Origin of the sequence: Paenibacillus sp. G2S3 (genome assembly GCF_030123105.1) — a bacterium.
Taxonomy (GTDB): Bacteria; Bacillota; Bacilli; order Paenibacillales; family Paenibacillaceae; genus Paenibacillus_AQ.
Genome location: NZ_CP126095.1, coordinates 3,077,882 through 3,095,168, shown reverse-complemented (window position 1 = coordinate 3,095,168; position 17,287 = coordinate 3,077,882). Strand labels below are relative to the sequence as shown.

Below are 17,287 nucleotides of genomic sequence, written 5' to 3'. Positions count from 1 at the left end.
TTATACCCCCTGGGATGTGACTTGCCAATCTGGCTTAGTTTGCCAATTGTATACGAGGTTTATACTAACTCCTCCATTTAGCTGTAGACTAAAAAAGAACCGGTGCAAATAACCGGCTCTTTCTTGTTTTTTTGTATGAGGTTTGTAGCACATCAGCTTTGGATTAGAGGCTTTAATATTTTGAGTGATGCTTGCAATTGCTCTGAGCATTGTTCATACATTTTTTTAGCTTTTTCATTCTCAGTCGACAAACTGAACATTTCCAAATCCGCTTCACATTTTTTGAGCAAAGCATATAATTGTGGTTTATCTTGCGGCTGTGGAACTTTAAAGTTATCAGCATACAAATCAACCGTCAATTCACCGTAAGAATCAACTTGACCGAGAAATACATTCTCGACGGTTAGCCCCATTTTCTCAAGCGCTCCATCAAGCCAGCTGCGTGTCAGATTTAAGGTGTCTAGCGGTTTATCTAATACTTTCCCATCCATAATAACGGCTTGTGACTCTTTCTGTGGGGCAACCTTCACACCCAGGTCTTTTGCCGATAGAGGAAGATACTCCTTCTTAAGCAGAACATTAATCGCTCCATCAGACTCCATAATCGCAAATTCAATTTCAGATATGTTGAATACATCTTTGGCACGAAGTTTCGCCAATAATTCGTCTGTAGTCAAAAGTTCCTTTTTTAAATTGTCCTCGAGTATTTTGCCGTCCTTAATAAGGATAGTGGCCTTGAAATCAATAAAATCTCTCGCTTTCTTGCTCTTGGTCTGAAGATATTCAATCCCTAAAGAACAAGCGACCCATACAACCAGTGCAATGAGGCCTAGATGCCAATACTTATCCGTATCCATTGAAATATAGGCAGCTAAGCTGCCGACGGTTATCCCCGTAATATACTCGAAGAACGAAAGCTGCGATACTTGTCTCTTCCCCAGTAATTTAGTTAAAAAGAAAAGCACAACCACAGCAAAGAGTGTTCGTACTACAACCTCCAACCACTCCGGCATCACAATTTCCCTCCTTTTTTGAATCAACCCTTGTTTATTAACACTCATTATTTGTCAAAAAAGGTCCATTCAATCCGCAATTACACTACTTATTTATGGAAAATCTATTATAGTGAAACGCTTGAATTTTTTTCCTGCATAACTAAAGTGGCAGTTGAGGACAATACGAAACGTCATGCTAAAACTTAAAAACAGAGGAGAGAAACCTAATGACAGTAGCCTCACAAGTAAAAACATGTTTATCTTCTTTAAAAGGCGCTCAAGCGAGCTTGGAGCAATTTGCACTTGAAACACAAAACGAAAGTGCAAAAACTTTATTCACAAATGCAGCTGAGCAAACGCAACAAATCGTAACACAGGTTGAAAATCGGGTAACCGAATTAGAGTCTGAAGAACCTCAATACAAAGGCTTCTAACTATCATTTCAACAATCGAAGGGGTCTTTAAGCTAGTTATTGCTAGCTTAAAGACCCCTTCGTTATATCGTAACTCCAATACTGCTTACTTTCTTTTTTTAGCAGGAATCAGAATCTGAACCGAAGTACCAATCCCAACACGACTAAAAATAGTTACACCATACTCAGGTCCATATTGCAGTTTAATACGTTGATCCACATTACGGACGCCATAACCTGTGTTTGTATGCCCCTTCGAGTCGAAAATTTGATCAATACGCTCTTGTCTAATACCTATACCATCGTCAATGATACGGAACAGAATATTATCGCCCTCTTTACGGCCAACAATGCGTAAATGAATGTGATCGCCACACCAAGCATGTTTCAGCACGTTTTCGATAAAGGGTTGTAGAATCAGTTTAATGGTCTCATAAGGCCAGATCTCTGTATCAAAATCAAACATTACCTCCAAGCGGTCACCGTATTTAATTTTCTGGATTTCTAAATAGGCGTTTGCCTGCTCAATTTCAGTTGGAACCGGAATCATCGTACGGCCTTCATTAAGTGTTAGACGATAAAACTTCGCTAATTCCAGTACCATCTTCTGCAGCTTCTCATTTTGCCCAAACTTGGCTAATTGAATAATAGACGACAAAGTATTGTACAGGAAATGTGGATTGATTTGCGACTGAAGGATTTCAAGCTCCGCTTCCTTCTTCTGAAGCTGCGTCAAATACACCTCTTTAATCAACATATCGATATTCTCTCCCATATCATTCAGCGCAGTAGCAATCTGAGAGAACTCATCCTTGCCTCGATATTTAATACGCTTATGAAGATCACCTTCCCGATAGGCATTAAGCACATAAACGAACTTATTAATCCGAATTGAAAAAAATCGGGATATAAATATGCCCACGAAGCTAAAGACCACGCAACATATGAGACACATTAAAATAATAAACAGACGTACCTTCACTGCATCCTTTTCTAGGATTGCAGTCGGAACAAGCGCAATTAATTGCCATGCTTGGTTAGAAACCATAACTGTTTCTCTAATTGTAAGGTAATCCTTATTAAGTTCGGCTTCATCGGCATAGTTTTTCGGTAGTTCACCCGATTGATACATCGTTCTCCCAAACTCATTCTTAATAATTAGATTACTTCCTTTTCCTATCTTCGTATAATTGACACTGTCAAATAGATCTGGAATTCCTACATTAATCCGCAAGAACCCAATCTCCTTAGGCTCAAGAGGTTCGTAGGTATCAATTAATCTACGGAGTAACGATATGCGATTATTCTCTACATCGCTCTCTATCTGCCACCATTTCATAGTTTCAGCATATTTTTCAGTTGGAAAATCATAATACCAAGATTTCCTTTCAATTCGTTTCATATGGTATAGATGATAAAAGCTACTATTATCCAGATAGCCCTCAAGTGAATTCGAATAGATTTCCGGGATCGATTCATTCTTTAAGAATAGCGACATCCCAATCTTCATACCTGTAGATTGAATGGCTACGTCCAACTTCGGAAGCACTTTCTTAGACATCCGATCGTAATTTTCCCAGCCTTCTTCATAACTACGAAGATTCCGATAAAAATCAAAATCACTATATAATTGTGTCGATATTCGAGTAACTTCGTTCATTTTATAATCAATATTATCGCGAATCTGCAATAACGTCCCTTTTATGTTCGTATCGATATGCTCGCGTAATGAATTATTGTACATGGAATGAGAGACGAAGCCGATCAGGGATACAGGGATAATAATAAAAAACATGTATGTCAGCATTAATTTGTACCCAATTGGTACATACTTATGTTTTCTTCGCTTTTTCATAGAACATCATCCCCCGTCACTTGTCGCGCTTACGATACTCCATAGGTGTCATACCATAAGCCTCTTTGAACTGTCTGCTAAAGTAAGGGAGATAACGATAGCCTACCTTGCTCGCGATTTCATAGATTTTGCATGTTGGATCTTTCAAAAGCTTGCCTGCTTGCTCCATTCTAAGCTGAGTGAGTACTTCACTGAATGTTTTACCAGTCTCCTCTTTGAAAAGATATCCCAAATAGTTAGGAGAGAAAGAGAATTGCTGCGCAATATCTTTAAGCGTAAAGTTATCACTCATTCTGTCCTGCATCATTTGGATAATTTCTCTAATGAGTTTATGGTTCACAGAATCTGATTTGCTACGCAGGTACTCTGAGATCTCAAATGTTTTGAGTACAAGCCAAGAGCGAATATCACTAATCGTATCGAATTGGTGTAAAACATCTAAACTATGTATCTCCATACCTAAAATTTCAAATAAATCCTCACTAACATCCTTCAACTGCTGATCCAGCTTCCAAATGATATACATTGCCAGATTATGAATAGTGAATTTGGATCTTAAACTACTTACAGAGCGGAACAGCTTGTCGATCTCATCATAAATAAGAACTAACTCATACTCTTTCATCGCTTTAAACAGCGTATCCATGCGGGTATCTAACATACGAGCATCGATCATCCCAGGTTCACTGCTAACGGTTTCATACATAATAAGATTACCTTTGCCAATAAACATCTTTCCGTCTACTGCTTCCATCGCTTGTCGATAGGAGAGATGGACCTGCTCCATCGCAAATGTTGGTTTCCCTACACCCACGGTCATTGTGACTGGAAACTTGGCGCGAATCGAGGCATAAATATCCTCCATGAACTTTTCCATTTCCTGTTCGTTAATCAATAACGCGATCCGATAGGATGATACCTTGTAGCAATGTGGCATACCATGCTTCTGACCGACTCTATTCACTTCATAAAGAAAGTCCTTAGACATTTGATGCTTGGAGAGATTATCCTGTCCTTGAAGCCAATTGAAATAATCAAGCTCCAATACCGCTACACGAACAGGCCAATTCAGCTGATCCAGACCGTATGACTTCACAAGCGACAACATTCCGGTCTGGTCGCCCCCATCCCATTCCCCTTCAAACAATCGTATCAACAAATCATTTTTGGCCATAGGAATCATATGCTGATAAGCTTCTTCGACATCACGACGTTTACACTCATCGTCTAAATCCTGTCTTACTTTCTGAAGCGCAGCAATGAGTTCATTGTCATCCATTGGCTTAAGGACGTAGCTATACGCCTTTAGCGACAGGGCTTGCTTAACATAACTGAAATCCTGGTAACCGCTTACAAATATCACGCGTATATCCTTTTTTTTCTCTATGGCAATCCGGGCCAGCTCTAGACCCGACATATTCGGCATATTCACATCACTAACAATAATATCAATAACATGCTGATCTAAAATATCGCACGCGGTAAACGCGTTATTTGCTGTCTCCACAACTTCCATACCAAGCTCATTCCAAGGAATGAATTGTTTCATACCTTCTAGATCAAGCATCTCATCGTCTACTAATAATACGTTGTACATCAACAAGTCCTCCTTTGAAATGGATTCAATCTATTCCTGTAAATTCTAGCATTATTCATTCTTTTCCAGTATACCATTCATTAATTTGTCTAACAGCTTATAAACAATGAGTCATCAGAATAGAACGTAAAAACGAAGGCTTGCCTAGTAGCAAACCTTCGCATTACTAATTATTATTTTCCTAAAGCTTTCTTGTTTTCAGTCCATACTTTTGTAACATAATCAAGGAATTTCTCATAACCAACCTTCATGGAATCATCGTGCGCTTTGTCAAGAATAGCTAATGCTTCTGCATCAGTCTTCGCATACATTGATTTCGCTCTAGCAGTTAACCAGATATCTCGGACACTCTGTCTGATAATACCTTCTTCACTGTCTGGAGCCGGATCCCAATTTAGGAACTCGGTAAAGTCGCCTTGTGATGCCCAAGTTACTTCCATCTGCCAACGGTTACTAAAGTCAATTTTGTCAGCTGGAAGGGTTTGCAACATCATTTTCTTCGTATTATCCAAGAAAACCGTATTTCCTACCCATACCAAGTCTCCAGCCTTGCCACTAATTTCAGACAGTGCTTCTGGCTCATTTAGATATTTTTCTTTATTAAATTTAGGAGTAAGTCCATCTGCTTCAAATCCATCCCAGTAAGCGTCTGGTCCTGGAGGGCCCCAGTTCAGAACCATAGAACCTTCTGGTCCTGTCATCCAGTCAAGCATAGCGAATACAGCTTCTGGATTTTTAGCATTTTTAGTGATTGTAGCAACGTTCCAGCCTAACTGATTGTACGTTCCCGGAGTGATCTTACTTTGATCCAAGCCCGGTTTGTAAATTGGTTTAATAAACATATAACCGTCTTCCGGATTTTTCTTCTTCATCTCTTCATCAGCAGTAGCAAGCAATTTCATCGGATCGAATGTCGCAATTACTGCAAACTTACCATTCATCGCTTTTTCTCTAATTTGGTCTTCCGTTTGGGTGTTCGCATCCTGCGTCATTAGCTTCTCACGCATTAATTTAGCACCAAAGACAACGGACTCACGGAACCCTTCATCTTTGTAAATGGAAGCCATTTTGTCGCCATCAGGTACAGCGTATATTCTAGTATACGAAAGGTTATTCTCTTTAAAAGAGGAGAACAACTGATCGATACCGTTACCATCTTTAGCTAAGCCAGTCTCAAACGGTATAACATCTGGGAACTTCGCTTTAACAGCATTTAAGTAAGCATACAAATCATCCGTAGTCTCTAGCTTAGGAGAACCGAGTTCTTTGTAAATCTTCTTATTGATAGCATAACCGGCATTACCGTTTGGCTGTGTTGTATAGTAATTCGGCAGCTGATAGATTTTTCCATCAGGAGAACGAAGCAATTCCAAATGTCCAGCTGTTAAGTACTTTTTAAAGTTTGGATATTTATCAATGTATTCATCCAAAGGAACTAGCATATCTGCTTGACGAAGACGCTCTACGTCAGCACCTTTCTCAGTCCATACAATATCCGGTAGCTCATTACCAACGATCATCGTTTGCAGCTTCTGAGCATTATTACCACCTGAGCTAATTCCAGTGACATTGATTTTCAAATTATCTAAAATCCATTTAGAAGCAGCATCTTTGCCCCATTTCGGCATTTGATACCAGCCGTAGTTACCGTAGAATGATACTTCAAGCGGTTCTTTCCCTAACTCATACAGATCAGCCGCTGGAGCTTCAGTTGCTGTGTTAACTGCTGTTCCTCCTTCTTTCGCTGGTTCAGCAGTTGCAGCTGGAGCGCTAGAATTGTTGCCACCACAACCCGCCACCACAGTCGTCAATAGCAAGGTAGACAACGTTCCGAGAAGCATCTTTCTCTTAGTCTTCAATGTATTTTCCCCTTTCAATTTGTAATCTATGTTCAAAGCAATATGCTCTAAACCCCATCTCATTCTATCATCCTACTCTTTCAATGATCCGACTAAGACCCCTTTAACAAAGAATCTCTGTAGGAATGGATATACACATACAATCGGAATGGTTGCAACCATGATCGTAGCCATCGTTAACGACTTCGAGGTTATTTTCTTGGCCGAGTTAATATGAGCAATGGAACTTGCATCTACATTAGACAGCTGTTCTGAAGCAATATTAGAGAACAATATCTGTCTCAAGATGGTTTGAATCGGCATTAACTCCTCTTTCGTAATGTAGATACTCGCTACGAACCACTCATTCCAGTGATTGACTGCTGTGAACAACGATAATGTTGCGATGACTGGCCCCGACAAGGGAAGCACGATTCGGAGAAAAGTTCCCCAATATCCACAACCATCAATCTTCGCTGACTCTTCTAAACCTTGCGGAAGACCTTGGAAGAAGGTCCGGAATATGATCATATTCCATACGCTGACAAGTGCAGGAATAATAAACACCCAAAATGAATTGAAGAGACCTAAACTTCTGATAAGCATGTATGACGGAATGAGTCCCCCACCGAAATACATAGTAATGATACACATAATCATGTAGTATTTGCGACCCATCAGTTCACGCTTCGACATCCCATAAGCAAATATCGAAGTGGCCAATATCGCTGTTACTGTACCAATTACCGTCCGCAATGTTGCAATGACGAATCCACCCATTAAACGAGAATCTTCAAATACGATCTTATAATTCTCTAGTGTGAACTCACGAACCCAGAAAGTAATTCCGCCTTTGGAAGTATCCATCCCCTCATTAAAAGAAATCACAAGTGAATTCCAAAATGGATAAAACGCGGAGAATGCCAGTAAGGTCAAGAATACATATATGAATCCAATAAACAATCGGTCTCCTATGTTAGTACGTTTCATAATTCAGTCCTCCTATATTGAGTAATTCATTACCACAAGCTGTTTCCTGCTCTTCTGGCAATGAAATTTGCAAAGGTAAGTAATGTCACACTGATAACGGCCTTGAACAATCCGATAGCAGTCGCATAGGAGTACCTGAAGTTATCTATACCGACACGTACAACATATACATCAACTGAATCTGATACCTCTCGTAGAGCCGGATTGGAAGCAAGGATCAAAATATCTTCAAATCCTGCATTCACCAGATTACCGATTGCCAGAATCATAAAGATGATCACAACTGGCATAATGGAAGGCAACGTAATCAAATATATCTGTTTAAAGCGACTCGCACCATCCATCGAAGCAGCTTCGTATAAGTGCGGATCAATACCAGCAATAGCAGCTAAGTAGACGATCGATGCAAATCCAATTTCCTTCCATACATTGGTTGTAACTAGAATGCCCCAGAAATATTCGGTCATAGAAAGGAAGTTAATCGGTTCATCAATAAATCTCAATTTCTCAAGCAGCATATTTATACTGCCGTTATCTACGGATAGCATCGAGGTAACCATTGAGCCGATAACTACCCAAGATAAGAAGTGAGGCAAGTATGTAACGGTCTGAATAACTCGCTTAAAGAACATCTTCCGAACTTCGTTCAGCATTAACGCCAGAATAATCGGTGCAGGAAATCCAAAACAGAACTTCAGCAAGCTGATTATGATTGTATTTTTCATAACCACTTCAAATTCAGGAGCATTAAAGAAGTAAATAAAGTGTTTTAATCCAACCCAATCACTGCTAATAAAGCTATTGCCTAACTTGTAATCTTGAAAAGCGATAAGAATACCGTACATGGGGATATAAGCAAAAATAAAAACTAAAACAAGTGCTGGCAATACCATAAGCTGCAGATCTATTTGCTTAAAAAAGCGTCTTATCCCGCTGGTCCGATGCTTGCCGAGATTCGGTCTTGATGTCTTGTCTGGTGCGACGCTTGCGTTCGCCATATGTAAGTCCTCCTAAACCTAGATTCTTATAAATAAAGCATCTTTCATGGCTTTCTCTCTTTTTGCAGCCTTGGTTTCTCCTACTCTCCCTCCGTTGGTTTGCGACCTTATGAATCAATCTTAATATCTAAGCGCTTTCAAAGGTATATGACAAAACAACTATTATTGATACTTTGACACTGTCTTGATATGGCTCGTCCGATATTACTTAAGCTTGATGAAAAAAAGCCACATGCAGAGATATCTGCATGTGGCTTTGTTCATCAATTCGTAAGAGCATTCATTATTTCATCACATATCTTCTCTGTAATTACCTTTTGGATCTTTCCATCATCTAAATAGACAATAGAAGGTACTGAATCTATTCCTAGCTTGCCGGCAAGTCCGGGTGACTTATATACGTCTACTTTTGTGACCCTAATCTCAGGATGGGATTGCTCAAACGCCTCAAAGAGTGGTAATAGCTCCCGGCAAGAAGGATCGGTTGCATTCCATAAATAGACAACGGATAGTTTACCTTGATTTAGAATTTGATGCTCATAGATCTCACATTCAGAGATATACTTCTCTGCACCATATCCTGCAATGGCACCATCACCGACAGCCGTAGCCACTTGCTTAAGGAGCTTATCACACACATCTCCTGCTGCGAACACACCAGGTATATTCGTTTCCATTTTTTCATTGACACGTATATATCCATTTCGATTCAAATCTACTACACCTGATAAAACTTCTGTGTTCGGCGTATATCCAATAAATAAGAAACATGAATCAACCTTTACGTTTTGAAGTTTATTAGATTTTAAATCGTTGAGGACGACGGAATTTAAGCGTTCTTCACCTTCGAAAGAACTTACCACCGTATTCCACATGAATTCCATTTTAGGGTTTTCTAGCGCCTGAGTTTTGGCAATTTCATTACAATCCATTTTGCCATGATCATGCATAACAGAAACGATCACTTTATCTGCAAACTTGGTCAGAAACATTCCTTCTTCAATAGCAGCATCACCACTGCCAACGACCATAACCGTCTTTCCCGTATTGGCCGCAGCGTCACAGGTTGCACAGAATGAAATTCCTTTATCATATAAGAACATATTTTCATTAGCTGCCCCGGTAATTCTTGGTTTTCCCCCACTAGCTATAATAATGGCCTTGCACTCATAACGAACCCGAAAGGTCTCCACTACCTTAATATCTTCCGCTACCGAAACAGATTTTACATCTGTCATTTTAAAATCCACACCAAATTTCTTAGCTTGTTTATGAAATAATCCCATAAGGTCTGTACCGGTCGTTCCTTCAGGAAAACCAGGATAATTTTCTATTTCATTAGTATAGGTGGCAAGACCACCTACCAGTGATTTTTCCAAGAGAAGAGTCTTTAATTTCGCTCGTCCACAATAGATTCCCGCTGTTAATCCAGCAGCTCCTCCACCTATAATGACGACATCATAGTGTTCTGTCTTCTTTTCCATTCCGTTTGTCCCTCCAGTGAGTCTGTGCCTTAATTAAATAGGCTGACTCTCGTCAGCGCTACAAGCTCAGCCTATTTCACTTTTACATAAAAAATTTGGCTAATAATTTACTGCCTATAAATGCGCCAACCAGCAGGAACAATCCAAAAATCCATCCTGAAAGAGATAAAGAAGCTATAGCCGTAAACAATGCACCTATATTACATCCATTTGCCAGTCTAGCGCCGTACCCCATAAGTAAGCCACCAAGAACCGCCGCCACAACTTGCTTTTTGGACTTAATTTTCTTCAGCTTGAATTCGGAAGCAAACAAAGTCGCTGCTAAAGCACCTAAGATAATTCCTAGATTTCGAATCGAACCACCATCATTCAAAAATCCGGAAGATAATGTTTTTTGTGCTTTTTCTGAACTAAAATAAGCCCATTGATCTACATTTCCGCCTGCTAATCGATACAGCCATGCTCCCCAATCCGCAAAAGCGCTAGTTACTCCCCATCCTTTAGAGAAAACGGCTAGATGTGCTGTAGCAAACACAGCGAGAAGTACAGCTCCAGTTACATAAGTAAACGGTTCTTTGAGCAAGCGCTTGTAAAAGCGGTTAGACGATATCTTCAACCAGAATTCGTTCACCGTTTCATTCACCGTCCTTTCCTAGTAACCGATCTTATTTTACCTTCTCAATAATAACTTCCCATTCGCCATCATCTACCTCTTCGATTTCCACATGATGTCCCTGTTTTCTCGCCCATTCTGGAACGTTTTTCATTGCGCAGCTATGATCTATAGCCACTACTAGTACATCACCAACATTGAGTTCAGTCATTTTCTTTTCTGTTCTCATTAACGGAACCGGACAAGCTTCTCCCATGCAATCAAGTGTAAATTCAGCCATTTTAATAACCACCTTTATCTTTTTTTGGACTTAAATAGTGAAAATATTCACGTAATTTCTTAAACTAATCTGCGCTCCCCATCTTTTTCTCTTGCCATTTAACTGCAGCGATGTACAACAGAAGAATGATCAGGAACTGAACAACAAGTGCGCCAAGCCAACCAAATACGTCTGGTAAAAATACAGTTGGTGCATCCTTTATAACGTTAGCTCTCCACCACCCCATATCATGTGATCCCCAAAGTGAACCAATGACAAAGAATACAAGTGACAACATCTGCATCGTAAAACCTTCACCTACACGCATCAAAGTACCAGAAGCGCAACCACCCGCAATAACCATGCCAATTCCAAATAATACAGCACCAATAATCAAAGCGAAGCTGATCTGACCCACATTGTCCATCCCAGGAATCGGTTTCCCTTCCAGAAATGCTGGGTACTTAATGGCTGTAAATCCGATCGTAGCCAGGGAAAAAGCAATCAGTACCGCTCTTGTAACCGATGTGCTGCCTGTAATACATGGATCTCTAAGAGATGCCGTAAAGCAGAAGCGTGATCTTTGCAAAATAACGCCAAACGAAATACCGAACAGCAAGTAGACAACCATTTTATCGTGGGCTTGGTCTAGGAAAAAACCAAATCCAATGATAAGAACGGTGACCAGCAACGCGATGGGCAACTGACTCTTTTTTGGTTTTCTAGGAGCTCTGGTTCGGGTTGACCTCGTTTCGGGACTTACGGTTTGCCCCATCGTCTAACACCTCCATCGTTTTTATGTAATTGACTATGTGAAAATAGTAACATACTTATTCGAGCTGTGGTTATCTGCTTTCTTTATGCTGTATAAGTGTTACTAATGGCACAGATGGAGCGTAATCAAGTATGCTATAGTGTGCACTAACAGCGGGCAACAGGGGGAATAAGTATGAATTTGGAAACGCTTAAATTATTTTTAGATATTGCTTCGTTAAAAAGTATATCTAAAGCCGCTCAGAAATCTCATATCACCCAATCCGCACTTAGTCAGCAGTTAAAATCATGGGAGAATACCCTGGGTTCTGAACTTTTTGTGAGAAGTAATAAAGGTGCTAGCCTAACCGAAGCGGGGATTATTGCGGAGAAGTACGTGGAGCAAATCTGTAAATTGTATGATGATATGGTCACAGAGATCAATCATTTACAGCCAACACAACATGAGCTATCTATTTATGCGATTCCAGAAGTCTGTAATTATGCCCTGCCCTGCACCTTATATGAGGTAAAAAAACATTTTCCCAATTGCCATATCAGTCTAAACGAAGGGGCATCGTCTCTAGTGGAAGAACGTTTACTACTTGAAGAAGGTGATGTTGGCTTTATATCCGGCCCTTCCCCGAAATCCGAATTAAGCTCCACTATGGTATTTTCTGATCAAGTTATGCTGGTGGCAAGCAGTACGACCGTTTGTCCTGATAAAATCACACTGAATGAGCTCCCTAAATATCCTTTAATCTGGTCCTCACAGCTTCATTGTGTGCAAAGGGCTTTAAACAACGTATCAGCGGGGGAGCTTAAATTAAATATACTTTTTAATCTGGACTCCCTTGAGGCGGTAAAGCTTACTGCCATTAGAGGACATGGTGTCGCCTTCCTTCCTTATATGTCCATAAAAAAAGAGTTGTATAGTAAACAACTCAAGATCATTCCTATTGATCAGTTCCAAGTGATTAACGATGTCTACATGGTAAAAAAACACAATCGGCGTTGTGACAATGATACGAAACAATTAATTCGTTATATAGAAAAGACATTGATTGATACATTATGTTGAACCTATATCTCAATCGTAATCTCCCATACCCCATTAATGACTTCTTGAATGGAACATTTCAAATTTGAACCACGACAGTAATCCGTGATGGAAACTCTTGCGCAGCTATGATCAGTAACTAGCATCACCTTTTCACCATTTTGAATAGCTTTTTGATGTTTTTTTAACATCATTACTGGGACTGGACAGATTTCTCCCAAACAATCAATTTCAAACATGAAGCTGCCTCCATTCCATAGATCATTAGAGTTCTAATAATGACCCAGCATTATTTTCTTCACAAAAGGTGTCAATGCAAGGCTGTCTAATTGTTCAATTTCTATCCACTGTGCCCCATCAGAATCTTGTCCGTCCCCATCGGTCTTAAGCTCAAAGTTCAAATCTAACAATGAAACATTATATATAATTCCTATATGGTGTAATTCTTCTAACTGGGTGTCACTGTATGGATAAATTAGCGTATAGGAAATGGAATCATGAAGCAATCCTTTTAAACTTCTAATCCCGGTCTCTTCCCAAAACTCCCTCTTAAGGGTCTGATAAGGCTCCTCTCCAAACTCTATAGATCCACCTGGAAAGTCCCACTTTCCCGTATGAGGGCCTCTTGCTTTCTTAATTAGTAATACTTTATCGTTCTTCACTAAGACTCCATACACTCCAAGATGAGTATATTTTATCATTTCCATAAATCTACCTCCCCCACAAACACCGCAGTTCCGGAAATAAACACATCCATTCTATCAGAATCTAATCGATACACTTCTACATTTACTTTCCCATCTCTACCGATTTCTTGTCCTTGTTCTACATCAAATTGGATCGAGTCCATGTGCGGATCAATATATTTTAAATAATAAGCCCCCATAACTCCCGATGCTGTACCTGTTACTGGATCTTCAACGGTTCCCGAAAAAGGCGATGAGAAATGTCTAGCATGCATTAAAGCGTGCGGATCAAGAGTTTGGAGTGAAAATGGGTGTACAGATGCTTTTGGAAGCTGCGTTAAAATCTCTGGAAACAATGAATTTATCGGCTTCATTTTATTAAAGCTATCTATACTCTTAACTGGGACTAATAGAGTCCATGCACCAGTACAGCCATAAACAATAGGCATGTCTTCTTCCAACTCGTCAAGGGATAAGCCTATGGAGTGCGCAAGCTTCGCTCTATCGCCGTTAAATTCAATAAACTTCGGTTGATCTTGCTTCATTTTTATCATTACTTGATTGTTTTTATCGAAGCTAAATTGGATCGGCAGCACGCCCACATTTGTTTCGATCTTTACCGAGCTAGCCTCTCCAAGGATCCCCTTTGTTTTTAAAGCAAATAAAGATGCCATTGTAGCATGTCCACAAAGATTGATCTCATGGCCTGGCGTAAAATACTTAAGTCTTAAGTCCGCTACATCTGATGGGACTACAAAAACTGTTTCATTAAAGCCAACCTTATGAGCTATCGATTGCATGTCACTTTCGCTCAAATGAGCCGCATTTAATACTACACCAGCTGGATTTCCTTTGTTCGGATAGGGAGAAAACGCATCATAATGAAGCACTTTGATGTTGTTCACTGGTAAGTCTCCTTTCAATTTATTTCAGTATAACTTCACGAAGTGAGAAACTCAGCTGTGAAAATCTCAATCTCACTTAAATACTCTTGGCGCTTTGATATCGCATTACGTATATAAAAACGTTCTTTATTGTGCTCATGAAACTGTTTAATTACATTAGGCTGCTGATTGAAGAATTCTGTATAAAGAGCTTCACAATCAATTTCAGGATGAGTATCATGAAGTTCCTTGAGTTCAAATACAAGGACATCTTTTTTGCGCTGGATTATTTCACAGACCACATCTTTTGCGTATATATCGTGAGTTAATAAGATTCTTAATGCCAAAAGATCAATGGCTTTTTCCTGTGAAATCTTAATTAATTCTGCTTGTATCTGTAGGATTTGTGCCGTATTCCTATGATCAATTAAATCATTAAAAATCCTGTACACCCATTCTTCATCATCACTGTGTTGATTTAGTACATCTTTAACATATGGAATCATCGGATCCCCTATTTCAAGTAAAAAAACAGCTATTTCCCCCGCACCTGGCCAATTTATATCTTGTATCCATTCAAGTAAACCCGACAATATGCTTTTCACACGTGGATATCCTAAACGTATGACTGTTTCTGCTGCTCCATCCCAGTATTCTTTTGAAATAGGTTGCACTAATAAATGAAGATCTTCATCCACTAGATTCACCTTCTAATTTGAATTCTTTAGCTATCAAAATCAGTATTATTCACTCTATTCATAAAAGCCAACACAAATAGCATTATGCATATAAGGACTTCGCTTATATTGGTTAAAACACCACTCCGCATAATTATAAATTTTCTCCTGTTCTGACAAATCATTATTTCTATGCGCTTCGATAATTCTATCTCGTAGAAATACCAATAAAGAATAGATGAAATCATCTTTATGATTAAAATGAAACCTGAGATCATAAAACAATTCTTGGGCAATTCTCCTCCACGCACTCATAGTTATCGCTTATTCCTTTCTCTCTACGTAAACCCAAAGAAATGCAAAAATAATTACACAAACAAAAAAAAAAACAAGTACAGAGTTATCTCATTTCACCACGCCGTTCTAGTTACAACACTGCTTTCTTCCGCTTTATTATCCAAATTATTAATAAGACGATAACCGATGTCCCCAATAAGAAATACATCCAAATCATTTTTTTAACCAATTCATCATTTGGATAATGGCCTTTATTATAAGCTTTTACAAAGATACCCTCTTGGGTCTTAATAGCAATGTAATCTTTTGGATCGGTATTGATAATTGAATAGTAGGGCGTACCTTTAGGATAAATATTCGAGAAATTCCCCCTGTATGTGCCTTCCTCATCGGAATATTTAGTTACATGCCCTATCTTCTTATCGATTTCTTCCGAGGGGATGAGTTCATCGTCTGATATTTCGTAGATGTCACCTGAATAAACAACAAACGAACCGGCCCAATCCGCGGAAACCGCATGTAATGGCAATAAAGCAATTATGGCTAGAATTACAATAATGAATTTCTTCATCTCAACCTCCTAGCTTTGGGATTCGATTGATTTATAGATTGTTTTGAACTCTTTTCCATTATTTAATCCATCAATAAGCTCCACTAAACCTGACTTTCCAACGATTCCAAACCATCTATTAATTTCTGAATGGGCCATCTCATAATTTTCTTTTACATGTGAGGGTTCATAAAAGACATCTCTACTACTTAGCTCATTTATCTTGTCAAAACTTATAAACTTATCGCTGTTATATCTATAGTCAACTAAGGTAGCCAAACCTTCATCAAACCACACAGGAACCTTATCCTTATTCTTCAACCTCTTTCTTAACTCACTATGCATCAATTCATGGGCGATTACATCCGCGTTAAATCCGTCTGGACCAATAATAATGTAATTTCCCCATTAAGTATAATAAGTCTGGCCCGTTCGATTCTTCTGAGCATACTTCTCAAGAGCGTGTGGAGATTGAACAAAAAGAAGGGTTGGATTGTCTTTTAAATCTTCGAAGAACCCAGAAACCCTCTCCCTCGATTGTTCGAAATCGTTCAAAAGTATCGTTGTTGTGACCTCTGAAATATCTGGTTCTACATAAACATGCTTACCTTGCTTCTCCATACTAGAAAATTCTACCATCATTGTATTAACAGGTTGAGGATTTATCATATAGACTACAATCAGCATCAGAAGTAAAAAGGAAAGAAATGCGGTGATGATGATTATGGGTTTCTTTGATTTCATATATCTCACACTAATCATAGTTTTTAATGAAAATCTTAAACGAGCTCTCAATAGCGTCAAAATCAGTCGAGCCAATAATTTGATCCATAACCTTGCCATCAGAGTTCATAAAAAACAACGCAGGAAAAGCTTGTTCACCAAAATGTTTATGGAGATCGCCTGTTTCATCTAGGAGAACGGGATAATTAATGTTGTAATCCTCCACATATTGTTCTACTTCAGAAAGATCATCTTGATAAAGCAAATTGATTCCGTATATGTTCACTCTATTTTTATATTTCTCATACAATGAGACAATCTTAGGAGCGTCGTCATTACAATAGGGACACCATGAGGTGAAAAATACGAATACCGTGGGTTTCTCCGAGAAGTTCACTTGTATTTTGTTACCGTTCGACAACTCTTTTAGTTCAATGTTCTCAGGACTCCTGATGGATTTGGAAGAGTTGTTTACCACGACAAATATAATCGAGCTTAATGCAATCAATAATATAAATGCACTTACAATAATAGATATTTTCTTCAAAAATAATCCGTCCTTTATAATCTATTCATCTACTGCTATACATTCTCTTCCACTAATCCTATATCCTC

General features: G+C 39.0%; 21 protein-coding genes. 2 read left to right on the top strand and 19 right to left on the bottom strand.

Annotated features, from left to right (window positions below; genetic code table 11):
• Window positions 1-152 precede the first annotated feature (152 nt).
• The gene (locus QNH28_RS13595; protein ID WP_283911811.1) at window positions 153-1,013 is read right to left on the bottom strand and encodes a DUF421 domain-containing protein; all 861 of its coding nucleotides are present in this window, start codon (window positions 1,011-1,013) and stop codon (window positions 153-155) included.
• A gap of 209 nt (window positions 1,014-1,222) precedes the next feature.
• Here QNH28_RS13595 and QNH28_RS13590 point away from each other — a divergent pair, with 209 nt between their 5' ends.
• On the top strand, window positions 1,223-1,429 hold the full coding sequence (locus tag QNH28_RS13590) for a DUF1657 domain-containing protein (protein WP_036678243.1): 207 nt from the start codon (window positions 1,223-1,225) through the stop codon (window positions 1,427-1,429).
• An 85-nt stretch (window positions 1,430-1,514) separates the two neighbouring features.
• Here the strand turns inward: QNH28_RS13590 and QNH28_RS13585 are convergent, their stop codons facing one another.
• From QNH28_RS13585 to QNH28_RS13545, 9 genes are all read right to left on the bottom strand, one after another.
• A complete protein-coding gene (locus tag QNH28_RS13585; protein ID WP_283911810.1) occupies window positions 1,515-3,263 on the bottom strand; it encodes a sensor histidine kinase in 1,749 nt (582 codons plus the stop codon).
• Between the two features lie 16 nt (window positions 3,264-3,279).
• The gene (locus tag QNH28_RS13580; protein ID WP_283911809.1) at window positions 3,280-4,860 is read right to left on the bottom strand and encodes a response regulator; all 1,581 of its coding nucleotides are present in this window, start codon (window positions 4,858-4,860) and stop codon (window positions 3,280-3,282) included.
• 173 nt (window positions 4,861-5,033) lie between these two features.
• On the bottom strand, window positions 5,034-6,719 hold the full coding sequence (locus QNH28_RS13575; protein ID WP_283911808.1) for an extracellular solute-binding protein: 1,686 nt from the start codon (window positions 6,717-6,719) through the stop codon (window positions 5,034-5,036).
• A gap of 72 nt (window positions 6,720-6,791) precedes the next feature.
• Window positions 6,792-7,688: a carbohydrate ABC transporter permease gene (locus tag QNH28_RS13570; protein ID WP_042127373.1), complete on the bottom strand. Its 897-nt coding sequence runs from the start codon at window positions 7,686-7,688 to the stop codon at window positions 6,792-6,794.
• Window positions 7,689-7,717: 29 nt separating this feature from the next.
• The gene (locus QNH28_RS13565; RefSeq protein ID WP_042127372.1) at window positions 7,718-8,686 is read right to left on the bottom strand and encodes an ABC transporter permease; all 969 of its coding nucleotides are present in this window, start codon (window positions 8,684-8,686) and stop codon (window positions 7,718-7,720) included.
• A gap of 263 nt (window positions 8,687-8,949) precedes the next feature.
• Window positions 8,950-10,170 (bottom strand): FAD-dependent oxidoreductase, encoded by a 1,221-nt coding sequence (locus tag QNH28_RS13560; RefSeq protein ID WP_283911807.1) that lies wholly within the window; start codon window positions 10,168-10,170, stop codon window positions 8,950-8,952.
• An 82-nt stretch (window positions 10,171-10,252) separates the two neighbouring features.
• Window positions 10,253-10,813 (bottom strand): YeeE/YedE thiosulfate transporter family protein, encoded by a 561-nt coding sequence (locus tag QNH28_RS13555; RefSeq protein ID WP_256716256.1) that lies wholly within the window; start codon window positions 10,811-10,813, stop codon window positions 10,253-10,255.
• Between the two features lie 22 nt (window positions 10,814-10,835).
• On the bottom strand, window positions 10,836-11,063 hold the full coding sequence (locus tag QNH28_RS13550) for a sulfurtransferase TusA family protein (RefSeq protein ID WP_283911806.1): 228 nt from the start codon (window positions 11,061-11,063) through the stop codon (window positions 10,836-10,838).
• A 64-nt stretch (window positions 11,064-11,127) separates the two neighbouring features.
• Window positions 11,128-11,817, bottom strand: a complete 690-nt coding sequence (locus tag QNH28_RS13545) for a YeeE/YedE thiosulfate transporter family protein (protein WP_283911805.1) — start codon at window positions 11,815-11,817, stop codon at window positions 11,128-11,130.
• 174 nt (window positions 11,818-11,991) lie between these two features.
• Between QNH28_RS13545 and QNH28_RS13540 the strand changes: the two genes are divergently transcribed.
• Window positions 11,992-12,876 carry a LysR family transcriptional regulator gene (locus QNH28_RS13540; protein ID WP_283911804.1) on the top strand — a complete coding sequence of 295 codons (885 nt, stop codon included), beginning with the start codon at window positions 11,992-11,994 and terminating at the stop codon, window positions 12,874-12,876.
• 2 nt (window positions 12,877-12,878) lie between these two features.
• On the opposite strand, the gene QNH28_RS13535 is transcribed toward QNH28_RS13540, so the two are convergent.
• The 9 genes from QNH28_RS13535 to QNH28_RS13500 form a co-directional block, all read right to left on the bottom strand.
• A complete protein-coding gene (locus QNH28_RS13535) occupies window positions 12,879-13,094 on the bottom strand; it encodes a sulfurtransferase TusA family protein (protein ID WP_283911803.1) in 216 nt (71 codons plus the stop codon).
• Between the two features lie 33 nt (window positions 13,095-13,127).
• The gene (locus QNH28_RS13530; protein ID WP_283911802.1) at window positions 13,128-13,562 is read right to left on the bottom strand and encodes an NUDIX hydrolase; all 435 of its coding nucleotides are present in this window, start codon (window positions 13,560-13,562) and stop codon (window positions 13,128-13,130) included.
• Window positions 13,553-14,446 (bottom strand): PhzF family phenazine biosynthesis isomerase, encoded by an 894-nt coding sequence (locus QNH28_RS13525; RefSeq protein WP_283911801.1) that lies wholly within the window; start codon window positions 14,444-14,446, stop codon window positions 13,553-13,555. The genes QNH28_RS13530 and QNH28_RS13525 overlap by 10 nt, the downstream gene beginning before the upstream one ends.
• Before the next feature lie 35 nt (window positions 14,447-14,481).
• Window positions 14,482-15,123, bottom strand: a complete 642-nt coding sequence (locus QNH28_RS13520; RefSeq protein ID WP_283911800.1) for a DUF5071 domain-containing protein — start codon at window positions 15,121-15,123, stop codon at window positions 14,482-14,484.
• 54 nt (window positions 15,124-15,177) lie between these two features.
• Complete coding sequence (locus QNH28_RS29740) at window positions 15,178-15,417, bottom strand: DUF7674 family protein (protein ID WP_481858368.1); 240 nt, start codon at window positions 15,415-15,417, stop codon at window positions 15,178-15,180.
• Between the two features lie 112 nt (window positions 15,418-15,529).
• Window positions 15,530-15,970 carry a hypothetical protein gene (locus QNH28_RS13515; protein ID WP_283911799.1) on the bottom strand — a complete coding sequence of 147 codons (441 nt, stop codon included), beginning with the start codon at window positions 15,968-15,970 and terminating at the stop codon, window positions 15,530-15,532.
• A 9-nt stretch (window positions 15,971-15,979) separates the two neighbouring features.
• Complete coding sequence (locus QNH28_RS13510; RefSeq protein ID WP_283911798.1) at window positions 15,980-16,246, bottom strand: hypothetical protein; 267 nt, start codon at window positions 16,244-16,246, stop codon at window positions 15,980-15,982.
• Window positions 16,247-16,357: 111 nt separating this feature from the next.
• Window positions 16,358-16,693 (bottom strand): hypothetical protein, encoded by a 336-nt coding sequence (locus tag QNH28_RS13505; RefSeq protein WP_283911797.1) that lies wholly within the window; start codon window positions 16,691-16,693, stop codon window positions 16,358-16,360.
• Window positions 16,694-16,703: 10 nt separating this feature from the next.
• On the bottom strand, window positions 16,704-17,219 hold the full coding sequence (locus QNH28_RS13500) for a TlpA family protein disulfide reductase (RefSeq protein WP_283911796.1): 516 nt from the start codon (window positions 17,217-17,219) through the stop codon (window positions 16,704-16,706).
• Between the last annotated feature and the right edge of the window lie 68 nt (window positions 17,220-17,287).

Coding starts and splice junctions, on each gene's coding strand:
- QNH28_RS13595 (WP_283911811.1), bottom strand. CDS start 1,013: ATGCCGGAGTGGTTGGAGGTTGTAGTACGAACACTCTTTGCTGTGGTT.
- QNH28_RS13590 (WP_036678243.1), top strand. CDS start 1,223: ATGACAGTAGCCTCACAAGTAAAAACATGTTTATCTTCTTTAAAAGGC.
- QNH28_RS13585 (WP_283911810.1), bottom strand. CDS start 3,263: ATGAAAAAGCGAAGAAAACATAAGTATGTACCAATTGGGTACAAATTA.
- QNH28_RS13580 (WP_283911809.1), bottom strand. CDS start 4,860: ATGTACAACGTATTATTAGTAGACGATGAGATGCTTGATCTAGAAGGT.
- QNH28_RS13570 (WP_042127373.1), bottom strand. CDS start 7,688: ATGAAACGTACTAACATAGGAGACCGATTGTTTATTGGATTCATATAT.
- QNH28_RS13565 (WP_042127372.1), bottom strand. CDS start 8,686: ATGGCGAACGCAAGCGTCGCACCAGACAAGACATCAAGACCGAATCTC.
- QNH28_RS13560 (WP_283911807.1), bottom strand. CDS start 10,170: ATGGAAAAGAAGACAGAACACTATGATGTCGTCATTATAGGTGGAGGA.
- QNH28_RS13550 (WP_283911806.1), bottom strand. CDS start 11,063: ATGGCTGAATTTACACTTGATTGCATGGGAGAAGCTTGTCCGGTTCCG.
- QNH28_RS13545 (WP_283911805.1), bottom strand. CDS start 11,817: ATGGGGCAAACCGTAAGTCCCGAAACGAGGTCAACCCGAACCAGAGCT.
- QNH28_RS13540 (WP_283911804.1), top strand. CDS start 11,992: ATGAATTTGGAAACGCTTAAATTATTTTTAGATATTGCTTCGTTAAAA.
- QNH28_RS13535 (WP_283911803.1), bottom strand. CDS start 13,094: ATGTTTGAAATTGATTGTTTGGGAGAAATCTGTCCAGTCCCAGTAATG.
- QNH28_RS13530 (WP_283911802.1), bottom strand. CDS start 13,562: ATGGAAATGATAAAATATACTCATCTTGGAGTGTATGGAGTCTTAGTG.
- QNH28_RS29740 (WP_481858368.1), bottom strand. CDS start 15,417: ATGAGTGCGTGGAGGAGAATTGCCCAAGAATTGTTTTATGATCTCAGG.
- QNH28_RS13515 (WP_283911799.1), bottom strand. CDS start 15,970: ATGAAGAAATTCATTATTGTAATTCTAGCCATAATTGCTTTATTGCCA.
- QNH28_RS13505 (WP_283911797.1), bottom strand. CDS start 16,693: ATGAAATCAAAGAAACCCATAATCATCATCACCGCATTTCTTTCCTTT.